Raw genomic sequence first — 12,886 nt, 5'->3', positions numbered from 1 at the left:
TACTAGTGTTGATTTAGGTGAAATGTGATTTAAGAAGAAAATCCGCCTGCCTAACTCTATTTCTCACCCTAAATATTGCCACTTCTTTACCATCGATGCCCATGGACCTATTAATGCCGTGGCATCATGTGCTTACATAGATGTAAGTTATTAACCTAATGCCGGCACAATGACCTAAATGGCTAAGTGCGGCCCTGTGATCCTGACATACCATTTATCCTGAATATAAAAAAGTGCCTGAACTTTCACTCAGGCACTTTCATTCAGGCACTTCATTAATAAAGCTAATAACTACCTAGGGTTGATCACTACTTAGGTATTTGGCTACTTACCCAGTCATTCACTCTTCGCTCTAATATGGCTAATGGCATAGCACCGCCACCAAGCACGGTATCGTGGAAGCCTCGAATGTCAAAACGATCGCCGAGTGTTTGTTGGGCATTTTCACGTAAGGCTAATATTTTCAGCATGCCAATTTTATAGGCGGTTGCTTGACCTGGTAACACTAAGTATCGACGCACTTCAGAAATAATAGCTTCTTCAGCAATAGGTGTTTTTTCTTTAAAGTATGCAATAGCTTGCGCTTCAGTCCAGCCTTTTGCATGTAAACCGGTATCAACCACCAAACGGACGGCGCGCCACATTTCATTCACCAGTCGACCAAAATCAGAAAAGTCATCTTGATACGCGCCCATCTCTTTCGCTAGCAATTCAGCATATAAACCCCAACCTTCGCTATAGGCAGTAAAGTTAGCTTGCCGACGAAACTGTGGCACTGATGTTAGCTCTTGTGCGATGGAAATTTGCATATGATGGCCCGGATTACCTTCATGGTAAGCCACGCCTTCCATTTCATTTTTCGGCATGGCTGACATATCAGATAAATGCGCATAATAAACCCCTGAACGACTACCGTCTGGCGTACCTGGGTTATAATGTTGAGCTGCACCATCTTGTTCTCTAAAGGCTTCTACACGCTTAACCACTAAATCAGCCTTTGGCAACAGGCCAAAGTATTTTGGTAGTTGTTGATTAATAAAGCCTAAGTAAGCTTCAGTATCACTAATATAACCTTGTCGCCCTTCGTCAGTATTTGGATAAAAAAATTGTTCATCCGTTTTAATAAAATTAAAAAACGCGGGTAAGTCGCCTTCAAAACCAACACGGTCTTTAATCGCGATCATCTCATCGGTAATACGCGCGACTTCTTTAACACCAATATCATAAATTTCATCAGCAGATAATTCAGTGGTTGTTGAAGCGCCAATCATATAATTATAAAATGCTTGACCATTTTTTTGAGATGAAACGCCTGTTGGGTTACTCACTGTGTTGACTATATCACTTTCAAACCAAGCAATTAACGCTTGGTAACTTGGTAAAAAGGCTTCAAGCAGTTGCTTTTTAGCGTCTGACTCTAAAGTTTTTGCTTGTGCTGCCGTAATTTTTTTAGCGTCAACTAGCGTTGTAATTTTTTTCTGAGCATCCAACCAAAGTGGCGAATCACTTGCGCTTTTTGCATTTGAAAATGGACGACCCGTAATCAAATTACCTGCCTGTTCAATAACGCCTTCGTAAGCAAATTTTGGTGGTCGTGTACCTAACGCAGCATTTTCTTTTGCTCGCAGCAATAATTGACTAATTGCCGTACTAATACCGCCAATACGTTTGATATATGCCTGCATATCGCTTAACTCATCAACACGGTGAAAGTTAATTAAAAACTGGGCGGCAAAGGCTTGAATGCCATTGAATTGAGTAAAGACATAATTGTTATTTTTAAATTTTTGGCCGGCTTTAGCTTGTTCATATTGATAAAGCCAAATATCGTATGAGATTTTAGCCTCGGCGGTTAATTTGTTGTAATCAAAACTAGCGCTTAACTCAGCAACCGTTGCCGCTTGCCATGCCAATTGCTTTTGCTCAAAAGCTTCAGTCATATCATTGATTTGATCGTACTGCTCTTTTCGCCCTAAAAACGTCAACATTATGGGGTTACTTTGCAGCTGCTCTTCATATTTAACCGCAAACCATTCATTTAATCGTTGCGACTCGCTAAGTTTATTTTGTTCAACCGGTTGAATTACCGACGCTTCGGTCGGTGCTTGAATGGACTTTTGTGTTGAACTATTAGGTTGGCAGGCAGATAAACAGGCCACAACTCCAACTAATGCAATTATAGTGCGCATCAATTATTTTCCTTATTATTGTATTTTATATGAATATCATGTTCATAGGCAGCGCATCAGACAGAACGCCTGCTAGCAGTCTAGCGAGTTATGCTGAGAATTAAAAATTTTATCCGACATTATTCATCATTGGGTAGGTATAAACCCTAAAAGCCAAAATATATAAGACGGTCATAGGGTTTTAATTATTCACTGTAATAGATGTTTTTTTCAGTAACGATTGCCTTTAGTCATTATTCTTTATTCTTTAGTGAGCAAGTCGAACAGCTAAGGGGTTTTCGCCGCTAAAATGATGGTGCACCGCTATGAAATTTAAAATCATTATCTGGGCTGATGATTAATTGGCTTTCTACCTCAGCAAAGTAAGCAATACGACTATCAACTTTGTCACTTTGTTCTGGGCCTGAGATTTCTTTTGCCAGTGTTAGGTAGTCTTGATAATGTCGCGCTTCAGAACGAAGTAAAGAGATATAAAAGTCACCCAAGCGTTTATCAACCAATGGCGCCAACATAGCAAAACGTTCACAAGATCTTGCTTCAATATAAGCACCAACAATTAATTTGTCGATAAGTGCATCAGGTTCGAAGGTTTTAACATGCTTTAACATGCCTTTAGCATAGCGACATGGGGTAATACTACGATATTCAACACCATATTCATCCATAATTTCTAAGACCTGATAAAAGTGATGCAGCTCTTCTTTTATTAACAAGACCATTTTATCAATCAAACTTTGCCCATAAGGAGAATTTGCTTTTGGGATCACTGATTTTGTCAGTTTATTTTTAGTTGCTAATGAACGCCAATCACCTTCTCGCTTGTATATCAGGGTTTCAAAAGGTTGTAACCAAGCTAATAGTGCATCACCACTGGCTTTATCAACCACATATTTTCGGATGAAAAACATCGCAGATTGTGCGGCTTTTAGCTCGCATATCAGGTGATCAATTAACAGAATCGGTAAGTTTTCTTTTTTTGCTGCTTCATCAAGCCATGCTTGCGGAGTTTCACATCTTAAGAATGACTTGATTGGGGCTAAGAGTTTTTCTGTGGTCACAGGTAAGGTATCTCGCTATAAGTTTAGAAATCAGGGCTATTTTATCATGAATTTATGAGTGGGAATATTGGTAAATCATGAGGTGAATTTTCTTTATGTAACACACTACACAAGGGCTAACGCGCCGCTATTAAGATATTTATGTGATACTAGCGTAGATAGATATCTAACGTGACTAAACAGGCTGACTAGGCTTGTTTCAACCACTCTGCTTGTGCGTTATTGAGTGTTAACTTTTATATGCTAGTTTCACACCCATAAAGCCGTTTAGCTATTTTGCTGCGCTATAAAATCTAAAGAGTGTTTATTAAAAACATCTGGGCTCTCAACATTACAGACATGGCCACATTGATGAATGGTATGTAATAAACTATTTTTGTGTCGCTTAACCATTTCTTTTACCGGCTCTAGAAACATATGGTCTTCTTTACCCATAATATAAAGAATAGGTATGTCGATTTCCTTCTCTTTGAAGTAGCGCATTAAAGGATTAACATCCATGGCCAATTTGAACCAACGAATAAATTCCTTCTGGCACAAACGCTTAGCTTCACGAACAAATAAATGACGAGATTCTTTATGGCGTTTTTTCGGCATCATAATAAAAGCAAATAATCGATACAACCACATATAGGGTAAACAATGTTTAAAGGTATTGCCCAAATAAACTAAGATATTACTGCGCACGTTAAAACGCGTAACAGCACCACCTAAAACCATACTTGATACGTACCTTGGTGCAATTTCAGCGATATTACGAATGATAATAGTGCCTAACGAAATGCCAACAAAATGTGCACAAGCAATATTATTATGATCTAAGACATCAATAATATCTTCAGAGACTTTATTAAAAGAATAATGACTGCCGACAAAGTTTTTGACTAACTGACTGGATTTTCCATGGCCACGAAGGTCCAACAAGAGCACATTATGCAGTTGTTGAAACGCTCTGATCTGACGAAACCATACCGCAGAGCTACCACCAGCTCCATGGACAAAAACCACCCATTCTTTACTTGTTTTATGTGGATAAATAGTATGAGACAAAATTGGTTTTATCATTACTGCAAGTGACCTGTTATATATACAAATTTAATATCGACGAGTATAACTAATTTAAAAAAATCGCTCAAATACCTACTAATATGATGAGGCATCCGGCCTTAAGTAAGCGATATCGTCTTCATCATCAGCATGAAAGTCGTAACCGCCATCAAAGTCATCATTCAGCTCATTGGCAACCGTGATAGGGAGCTCTAATATTTCTTGTATATAAATAGCGATATTTTCTTGCTGGTGAATAATACCCTTGAGTTCAGTAAAGTCCAATAAAGCTAGCGCTTGAAGATCACCTTTGGTTAATCGTGATAATTTTTCAGTAAAGCTAATAATACAAGACTCTATTTTAATCAGCACTAGCTCTTTTTCTGTACTCAAAAGGTAAGTCGTTAACGCTTGATATAAGCTATGGGTAAAGGTCTTTTTATCAGAATCAATCAGTAATAATGCAATAGCGGTGTTAAGAAATCTTTGTAATTCAAACTTCAATACTTCTTCATCACTATCAATAAGTATAGTGCTAGCGCAATAGCTAGCCGCAATGGTTTTATAGACTTGTAAAAGCTTAGCGCTTTGATAGCCTTCATTCACTAACGAGGCATGCATAAGGCGAATATCTGAGGTGTCATTAATCGCTAAGGCATAGGAAGAAATTGAAATGCTGTCGAAGTAGGACGCTGATATGGTTTTTAACTGAGCATACTTTGCCCAGCCGGCCCTAAAGCAGTAAACTACACCGTGGGTTTTTAGTATCGCCTTGGCTTGCTCAGTATCGTTATCACAAAGTTCTAATAAACCTAAGTTACTCATACCTAATACAATTTCACAGCCTTTTTTTATTTGATCGGCATAAATTATTGAGAGCTTATCAGAGGCTATCCTCAACGACATATCAATTAATTGTTGTTTGCTTTTACGCATAAATTCGGCGGTAAAATAGCCGTCATTTTCACCATCTTTTAATACTAAAAGTAAAAAAGGATGATTTCTTAACTCTGCAATGGTCATTGATGGATCCCAATCAATTAAAGCGGTTGATATTGGTGAGTTTGACTTGAGCTTTTATCTCTATCTCTGCTCAGGCTTGTTCTATGCCAAGCAATAAAGAATCTCTCTTAATTCTGCTAGGTAAACGACTAACAGCGTTAGCCGGCTAAATAGCCCTGAGCCTTTGCCAATAGTTTAAAAAGCTTAAGCTTAAATTTTTCATTGTTTATTAGCAGCAACCCAACAATATTTTTAATATCTACTTGATGGGTTGTTGTTGTCTAAAGCTGAAGTTCTGTGTTCAATGTTCAATAGTCAACAGGCTCTAAATACAATATTTATACATTACAGTGGCGCGAACATATCGTCAGTGTCCATTTCAACGGCTGTAACGCGATGTTTATTGGCATTTTGTTTTAGCGAATTTTCAATATTCTCAAGTGTACCATTGCTGCTAACTGTCATCACTTCACGATAAGCTTCTTCGCTTAATGTTTTTATTTTCATTAACAGCTCTTCAAGGCTGCCTGATGTTTGTTCTTCATCTTCTTCTAATTCAGAAAAATCGTGACCGATAAAGGGTAACGATAAATATAAAAGACCAAAATCGTCTTCCACAATAGCTTTTAATACTTCTAATTGTTTTTCTTCATCATCAGAGGAGAGAAATATTTGTGTTAATAAACTGTGTGCTTCTGTTTGCGCACAAAACACATGGTCTTCATCGATATTTTGCCAGTATGATGGTTCAACGTTTAATAGTTGTTTAATTGAATCTGCATCCATTAACCAGGTGGCAATGGAAGGTATGGTGGCATCATGCTCTCGCACAATTTTAGCTACGGTTAAAATATCCATCTCTGTTAGTACCGCAAGCATTTTCTCATCGCCTTGTTCAGAGGCAATAGCTTCTAGTGAGGTGCCCGCACATCGACCACTCAGTTGTGCTTGTTCAATAATGTCGCTAGCAAGAATTAATGCATTTTTTGTCAAGGTCATTCCTTAAAACTTATATCGATTGAGTAATGAATAAAATTTTTATTTTGTTCAATGCAAATTTTATAAAATCTATTGTTTATCGCCTTAGTAATTCTCATCAAAGTCATTATATTCATCATCTGTGACTTGATCATCTTCATCTACTTGCGTTCTTAAAGGTGTCGCATCATAGCGGTTATAAAAATGAATCAATAAAACAGCAATTTTTAGCTCTTGTTCTGCATGCGTCATTATCTCAGTAATACAAGTTCGAGCATCTGTATGTACTCCAACAAAAGGTTTTACTTCATCCCATGAAGGCTCAGGGTTAAAAGATATTTTTTCTAGGCCTTTACTGTCAATTCTAATTTTAGTTGATATCGCCATCGCTAATTGATCAACCATGCCAGTAAATAATAATGGCATTTGCTTTAATTGCTCGAATAGCGTCGCGACATAGTTTGATAATAAGTCAGGATTTTCAGGATCAGCTAACGAGGTCATATTCTCTAAATACAGAGAAAAATCATCGGTTAAGTAATCAGGAATATTGGTTTCTGCTTGCATTCTTTATTTCCTAATGGAGAGGCTAATTGAGAAAATCATTTAAAGCTTAATAACTACTTAGCTTAAAGCGCTTTGCCAAAAGGAGTCAGCAATTTCTCGAGGATCAGTGATAACGGTATAGTTATTTTTTAAATATAAAGAGCGTTTTTTGGGATCCGCAATAACATCATAAGCTTGCTGAATTAATTGAAATTTTTCTTTAGCTTCAACACTATCATTTCTATCTGGATGATATTTATTAGCGAGTTTTCGATAAGCTTTTTTAATCTCTAAGGTGGTCGATACTCTACTAACACCTAACTGTTCAAAATAATCCATAAACCTTCAATTACCTTTTACTAGACCACATAAAATAACGGTTACCACAATAGCGCCAATTTTACCTTGACAGTTAGATTATTAACACCATTATGTTTGCTTATTTATTGTTTGCCCGTCAGGTCTTAGTGTCTATTTATTTTAACTGATTATTTTTCAGCAGGTTAATCGTTTTTACTAATCTGTTATTCACTAAAGCTTATAGCTCAACGCCCTGCTATCTTGATAAGAAATTTTCGTAACAACTTACCTGCTGCTATGGCAATAAAGCATGATTTTTCTTTGGTATTAATGAATTATGGACGTTTAACTCACTAAATAATAATTAATTTATACTAACAAAGATTCAAAGATAGCGTTAAAAGTCAGCAATTAACTAAAATAAAGCGGCACTATTTGTTATAATATTTTCTTAACAAGTTAACCAGACGAACTTATTTTTAACAAAAACATAGTGAATACCACAATGAAAAAAACTGACGCTGAATCACTAACAAAGAAACACCAAGCACTTACTCATAGTGAGCAAAAAACTGTGCTCTCACATGTGCAGCGTGAAGTTGACCATTGGTACCTAAATACCATCATGCTAAAGGGTATTGATGTACCTTTTAAGTATCGTAGAAAAAAACTTTATAAGTCGTTACAAAACCAACAGGTCAATATTACCTATTATGCCACTAAAGAAACGGTTGCAGGTTTTGAACTTGAAGTGATGAAGATTGTGCGCATTAAAGTCTGCTAATTAAAGTCTGCTAATCATTTTTGTCTAAAAGCCAAATTATCAGACTGATAGATGGCTAAAAAAATATATTTACGTCTAAATATCAAACAAGCCTTGACGAATCCCTCTTCATCTTACATAAATAGCATATCAACAATAAAAAAAATAACGTTGATTTAAAGTCAGGTCGCAGATTTTTACTTATATCTGCAATATTTTGGGGTACAGAGAGAGGTACATAACATGATCTTAAATCATATCTGGGGGCTTTATACTGCACCTAAAAAAGAATGGCAAACTATCCAGAAACGTCACGAAAGCTTAACCTATTCTATGGTGCATATTCTCACCATAGCCTTAATTCCCGCCATTTGTGGCTATTATGCTACTGCACACATTGGCTGGGCAATAGGCGCAGGCGATCCGATTCGATTGACTGAATCAAACGCAATTTTTATGTCAATCGCTATGTATATTGGTTTAATTACAGGTGTACTTTCCCTAGCGGTTTTAATTCAATGGATGGCAAAAACTTTTGATTCAACACCAAACTTCACCCAGTCATTAGAGCTAGCCGCCTATGCAGCAACACCTTTATTGATGGTGGGTTTAGCTGCGCTATTTCCAGTGCTTTGGTTTGTAGCTCTAGCCGGGTTAGCCGCGCTGTGTTACTCGGTATATCTGCTTTACTCAGGTGTACCCATTATGATGAATATACCTGAAGAAAAAGGCTTTATTTATTCAAGCTCTGTTGTAACTTGTGGCCTAGTACTGATTGTGGCACTCATGGCAGCAAGTGCTATCGTTTTTAGCTCTGGCTTAGGTGTTGAATACATTAGCTAACAGCATAAAATAAACGTCGACGCTCTTTCACATCTATGTGGCTACGACATACCGTTTATCTTGAACATAAAAAAACCGCTTAATTAGCGGTTTTTTAATATCAAAAATTTAGTATTTAAATAATTATTCTGAACCTTCATTATGCATATCAATAATTGAGTCAGCATTTTTATCAGAGGTTTCTTTAGTGTCGTTATTACGCAAAGCGTCTAGACGGTCTAAATAGCTTTGATCTATGTCTTTAGTGACATATTCGCCATTAAAAACTGAGGTTTCAAATTCAGTAATATCTGGATTTTGTATTGAAACAGCCGCAACCAAATCTTCTAGTGTTTGAAAAATCAATTTATCTGCACCGATAAGCTCGCAGATATCGTCCAGCTCGCGACCATGAGCAATCAACTCATTCGCACTTGGCATGTCAATGCCGTAAACGTTAGGGAAACGAATCTCTGGTGCAGCTGAAGCAAAATACACTTTTTTAGCACCGGCGGCACGAGCCATCTCAATAATTTGTCCTGACGTTGTGCCACGTACGATAGAGTCATCAACTAACAAAACATTTTTACCCAAAAACTCTGTACCAATGGCATTAAGCTTGCGTCGCACTGATTTTTTACGCAGCTCTTGTCCCGGCATAATAAAAGTACGGCCAATATAACGATTTTTAACAAAACCTTGGCGATACGGAATATTAAGGTGACGGGCAATTTCTAATGCGGTATCACAAGAGGTTTCCGGAATAGGAATAACAACGTCAATATCGATGTCGTCCCATTCTTTGGCAATTTTATCACCCAGCTTTTTACCCATTTCAACACGAGAACCGTAAACTGAAATTTTGTCGATAGATGAGTCAGGACGAGCAAAATAGACATATTCAAAAATACAGGGATGAAATGATGGATTTTCAGCACATTGTTGGCTGTGAATTTGACCCGATTCAGTAAAGAATATCGCTTCTCCAGGAGCAACATCACGCACAAACTCAAATTCGTTAGCATCAAGCGCTACCGATTCAGACGCCACCATATATTCAATACCTGATGGTGTTTCGCGCTTACCAAATACCAAGGGACGAATACCATTAGGATCACGAAATGCCACCATACCGTAGCCAATAATCAAAGCAACCGTAGCATAGGCACCACGTACACGTTTGTGAACATTGCTTACCGCTTTAAAAATATCACTTGGGTCTAACGTATGTTGCTCTGAGTTTTGTAGTTCGTGACCTAAAATATTTAATAATAATTCGGAGTCAGATGTGGTATTCACATGACGACGGGCTTCTCTGTTAAGCCATAACTTTAACTCTTCGGCATTCGTTAAATTGCCGTTATGCGCTAGAGAAATACCAAAAGGTGAGTTGGCATAAAATGGCTGCGCTTCTGATGAACTTGATGTTCCTGCCGTTGGGTAACGAATATGACCAATACCCATATTACCTTGTAGACGTAACATATGGCGGGTATGAAAAACATCTTTAACCAAACCGTTACCTTTTCGCAATCTAAAGGTATCATCGTGAATAGTCACGATACCTGCTGCGTCTTGGCCACGATGTTGTAATACCGTTAAACCATCATATAAAGCTGTAACAACGGGTGTTTTACCAACAATACCAACAATACCACACATGAATTTTTTCTCCGACGAACTAAGTTTAAATACTAAGCTAAAAAACTTGATGATTGTTTGAGATACTCAAAAAACCATTCAACTATTAATGTAAATTCTGGAACTAATTGTGAATTCTGCCACCATGCTCTAGATGACGCGGGCGTAAAGGCATCCATAAAAAATAATACCGCGGCTATAATTAATACACCTCTTAACGCCCCGAATACGATACCCAGTACCCTATCGGTACCAGACAAACCGGTTTTGCTAACAAGTTGACCAATGATGTAATTAATAAGCGCACCTAAAATTAAGGTGGAGATAAATAAAATGGTAATCGAGGCGGCGTTACGCAGCAGTTGATCAGAAATATTGGTGAGTTGGGTCGACAAGTTAACATAGAAGCTGCTAGCGACAAAAAAGGCGCTGATCCAGACAATTAATGAAACCGCTTCTTTGACAAAACCACGCACTAAGCTAATTAAAGCTGAAATGCCAATGACAGCCAAAATGGTATAATCTATCCAAACCATAAATCGAATATTCTCATTGATTAGAGGCGCGCATTCTATCAGAAGGCGACTAGGATTTACTATTAATTTTATTATTTAGCTGGATAAAAGCGAGTCACTTTACCTTGCACATGAGTCAACTTTTTCAATGCGGGTAACTGTGCTTCCAAGGATGACTTGATCAATTCAGGTCCAATACATACCTTGGTTAAGTTACCTTTTTTAGTTTTAATAGGCTTAGTAAAGGCGGTATAGCCTGCTTTTTGTAATTTACTGAGTAAGTCATCAACATTATTTTGATGACGAAAACTGCCCAATTGAATAACCCACGCCTGTTGAGCTATTGCTTTGCTAGGTGCTTTTTTTATGGTTTCAGTCACAGAAGTTTTTGCTGCCGCGACTGCCGGCACAGCTGAAAAATCGGGCTCTTTAGATAAAGTAGAGACAGTAACACCTTTTTCCTTAAGGGCTTTTGCTGAGTCGATAACACTTTGCTCGTCCAGTGCAAGCTCATCAGAAATAGACTCTACGGGTAAATTAGCCAGTTTTTCTTCTGGAAAGCTTTTATTGGCTTGCAAAAATTCTACCTGAGGCGTGCTTGGAATGGCCTCAAAGTTATCTTGATAAGTTTTTTTGTCACCATCAAGTACATCAGGTAAGAATATGATGGCGATAGCAGCAACAATAATGGTACCCACTAAACGATTTTGAAATGGTGTAGACAAATTAGACTCCAAGCATGGCTAAACTAACAAACGTCTTATTTCAGCAACCGTATAGAAAGATCCGAAAACCAGAATGAGATCAGTTGCTTTTGCATTCTTTTTAGCCATTTTAAATGCCTGAGAGACATTGTCAAAACAATTCACCTTAGCCGGGTCTATTTCTGTAGATTCAAGAATTTTTTTTGCTTCACAGCCTCTGTTAATATCAAGCGTACCTATATACCAATGCGCAACTTCTGGCAATAGTGGTGCTATGGTGTTGGTGATATCTTTATCTGCCAACATACCTAGCACGGCATGAACCTTAGGATAGTGTAACGGCTGCAATTGTGCTGCTAAATATCGCGCCGCTTGTGGATTGTGCCCAACGTCTAAAATAACATCACAATCGAGAATAAATTTTTCCATTCTCCCTGCGACTTTTGTTTGAGTAATAACCTGATTAATAAAGGCACTATCTAAGGATAAACTGAGTTTTTCCGCTAAAACACTTAACACCATAATCGCTGTTGCAACGTTGTCTTGGGGAATTTGGCAAGGAGTCAGTGCTGAAAAAACCTGGTGACTACTACGCCAATGCCAAGTGTTATTATGGCTTTGTTCAACAGTAAATTTTTGTTCGCGAGAATACGCTATAGCACCAATATCGTTAGCGTGAGTGATTAATGAGCTAGGTGGATTAGTATCACCCACTACCACCACTTTATTTGCCCGCATTATGCCCGCTTTTTCAAAACCAATAGCTTCTCGGGTGTTACCCAAAAATGCTTGGTGATCTAAGTCAATAGTGGTAATGACGGCAATATCGGCGTCGATCATGTTAGTGGCATCTAAACGTCCACCTAAACCCACTTCAAGAATAATAACCTCAGGCTGCTCTGCCATTAAAACCAACAAAGCGGCTAACGTAGTGTATTCGTAGTAGGTTAGGCTAATATCGCCACGGGCGCTTTCTATAGTTTCAAAAGCACTAACGAGTGCATTGTCACTAACTTCACAGCGATTAAGGCGCAAACGCTCATTAAAGCGCTCAATATGAGGTGAAGAGTAAACCGCACAAGTTAAGTTTTGTGCTAAAAACGCATTTTCTAGAAAAGCACAGGTAGTGCCCTTGCCATTAGTGCCGGCAACGGTAATCACCGTTGACCTAGGAAAAGCAATGTTAAGGTTTTTCGCCACAGCGGTAATACGCTTTAAGCCAAGCTCTATTTCGACTGAGTGAATACTTTCTAAATAGGAAAGCCATTCAGTAAGATTTTTTCTTTGTGAATGGCTTTGAGTCATTTTTGACATGAGTTTA

At 37.9% G+C, this 12,886-nt stretch carries 13 protein-coding genes; 2 read left to right on the top strand and 11 right to left on the bottom strand.

Annotated features, from left to right (window positions below; translation table 11 throughout):
• Window positions 1-308: 308 nt before the first annotated feature.
• From H4J54_RS06995 to H4J54_RS06965, 7 genes are all read right to left on the bottom strand, one after another.
• Complete coding sequence (locus H4J54_RS06995; RefSeq protein ID WP_182190192.1) at window positions 309-2,189, bottom strand: DUF885 family protein; 1,881 nt, start codon at window positions 2,187-2,189, stop codon at window positions 309-311.
• A gap of 284 nt (window positions 2,190-2,473) precedes the next feature.
• Window positions 2,474-3,247, bottom strand: coding sequence for a tRNA isopentenyl-2-thiomethyl-A-37 hydroxylase MiaE (locus H4J54_RS06990; RefSeq protein ID WP_182190191.1), 774 nt, complete (start codon window positions 3,245-3,247; stop codon window positions 2,474-2,476).
• Between the two features lie 267 nt (window positions 3,248-3,514).
• Window positions 3,515-4,312, bottom strand: a complete 798-nt coding sequence (locus H4J54_RS06985) for an alpha/beta fold hydrolase (protein WP_182190190.1) — start codon at window positions 4,310-4,312, stop codon at window positions 3,515-3,517.
• 78 nt (window positions 4,313-4,390) lie between these two features.
• Window positions 4,391-5,317 (bottom strand): DUF6178 family protein, encoded by a 927-nt coding sequence (locus H4J54_RS06980; protein ID WP_182190189.1) that lies wholly within the window; start codon window positions 5,315-5,317, stop codon window positions 4,391-4,393.
• 324 nt (window positions 5,318-5,641) lie between these two features.
• Entirely contained in the window at window positions 5,642-6,295 is a 654-nt protein-coding gene (locus H4J54_RS06975) for a hypothetical protein (RefSeq protein ID WP_259367160.1), read from the bottom strand.
• 84 nt (window positions 6,296-6,379) lie between these two features.
• Window positions 6,380-6,841 carry a hypothetical protein gene (locus H4J54_RS06970; RefSeq protein WP_182190187.1) on the bottom strand — a complete coding sequence of 154 codons (462 nt, stop codon included), beginning with the start codon at window positions 6,839-6,841 and terminating at the stop codon, window positions 6,380-6,382.
• Window positions 6,842-6,898: 57 nt separating this feature from the next.
• Complete coding sequence (locus H4J54_RS06965) at window positions 6,899-7,159, bottom strand: DnaJ domain-containing protein (RefSeq protein WP_182137004.1); 261 nt, start codon at window positions 7,157-7,159, stop codon at window positions 6,899-6,901.
• Between the two features lie 466 nt (window positions 7,160-7,625).
• On the opposite strand from H4J54_RS06965, the gene H4J54_RS06960 reads away from it, so the two are divergent.
• Entirely contained in the window at window positions 7,626-7,904 is a 279-nt protein-coding gene (locus H4J54_RS06960; RefSeq protein WP_182190186.1) for a hypothetical protein, read from the top strand.
• Window positions 7,905-8,126: 222 nt separating this feature from the next.
• Window positions 8,127-8,726, top strand: coding sequence for a Yip1 family protein (locus H4J54_RS06955; protein ID WP_182190185.1), 600 nt, complete (start codon window positions 8,127-8,129; stop codon window positions 8,724-8,726).
• Between the two features lie 123 nt (window positions 8,727-8,849).
• Here the strand turns inward: H4J54_RS06955 and purF are convergent, their stop codons facing one another.
• The 4 genes from purF to folC all read right to left on the bottom strand — a co-directional run bounded on the left by purF (window position 8,850) and on the right by folC (window position 12,879).
• A complete protein-coding gene (gene purF, locus H4J54_RS06950) occupies window positions 8,850-10,367 on the bottom strand; it encodes an amidophosphoribosyltransferase (RefSeq protein WP_182190184.1) in 1,518 nt (505 codons plus the stop codon).
• Between the two features lie 32 nt (window positions 10,368-10,399).
• Window positions 10,400-10,882, bottom strand: coding sequence for a CvpA family protein (locus H4J54_RS06945; RefSeq protein WP_182137008.1), 483 nt, complete (start codon window positions 10,880-10,882; stop codon window positions 10,400-10,402).
• Window positions 10,883-10,953: 71 nt separating this feature from the next.
• The gene (locus H4J54_RS06940) at window positions 10,954-11,586 is read right to left on the bottom strand and encodes an SPOR domain-containing protein (protein WP_182190183.1); all 633 of its coding nucleotides are present in this window, start codon (window positions 11,584-11,586) and stop codon (window positions 10,954-10,956) included.
• 18 nt (window positions 11,587-11,604) lie between these two features.
• Complete coding sequence (folC, locus tag H4J54_RS06935; RefSeq protein ID WP_182190182.1) at window positions 11,605-12,879, bottom strand: bifunctional tetrahydrofolate synthase/dihydrofolate synthase; 1,275 nt, start codon at window positions 12,877-12,879, stop codon at window positions 11,605-11,607.
• Between the last annotated feature and the right edge of the window lie 7 nt (window positions 12,880-12,886).

It is taken from the genome of Colwellia sp. MB3u-8 (genome assembly GCF_014076985.1).
In the GTDB taxonomy this organism is placed as follows: domain Bacteria; phylum Pseudomonadota; class Gammaproteobacteria; order Enterobacterales; family Alteromonadaceae; genus Cognaticolwellia.
Note: the sequence above shows the minus strand (reverse complement) of the source record. Positions and strands in the feature narration are given on the sequence as shown.

What these genes read in the sequence shown, in the direction of transcription:
- H4J54_RS06970 (WP_182190187.1), bottom strand. Translation starts at nt 6,841, where the DNA reads ATGCAAGCAGAAACCAATATTCCTGATTACTTAACCGATGATTTTTCT.
- H4J54_RS06980 (WP_182190189.1), bottom strand. Translation starts at nt 5,317, where the DNA reads ATGACCATTGCAGAGTTAAGAAATCATCCTTTTTTACTTTTAGTATTA.
- H4J54_RS06975 (WP_259367160.1), bottom strand. Translation starts at nt 6,295, where the DNA reads ATGACCTTGACAAAAAATGCATTAATTCTTGCTAGCGACATTATTGAA.
- H4J54_RS06945 (WP_182137008.1), bottom strand. Translation starts at nt 10,882, where the DNA reads ATGGTTTGGATAGATTATACCATTTTGGCTGTCATTGGCATTTCAGCT.
- H4J54_RS06955 (WP_182190185.1), top strand. Translation starts at nt 8,127, where the DNA reads ATGATCTTAAATCATATCTGGGGGCTTTATACTGCACCTAAAAAAGAA.
- H4J54_RS06995 (WP_182190192.1), bottom strand. Translation starts at nt 2,189, where the DNA reads ATGCGCACTATAATTGCATTAGTTGGAGTTGTGGCCTGTTTATCTGCC.
- H4J54_RS06960 (WP_182190186.1), top strand. Translation starts at nt 7,626, where the DNA reads ATGAAAAAAACTGACGCTGAATCACTAACAAAGAAACACCAAGCACTT.
- purF (WP_182190184.1), bottom strand. Translation starts at nt 10,367, where the DNA reads ATGTGTGGTATTGTTGGTATTGTTGGTAAAACACCCGTTGTTACAGCT.
- H4J54_RS06985 (WP_182190190.1), bottom strand. Translation starts at nt 4,312, where the DNA reads ATGATAAAACCAATTTTGTCTCATACTATTTATCCACATAAAACAAGT.
- folC (WP_182190182.1), bottom strand. Translation starts at nt 12,879, where the DNA reads ATGTCAAAAATGACTCAAAGCCATTCACAAAGAAAAAATCTTACTGAA.
- H4J54_RS06965 (WP_182137004.1), bottom strand. Translation starts at nt 7,159, where the DNA reads ATGGATTATTTTGAACAGTTAGGTGTTAGTAGAGTATCGACCACCTTA.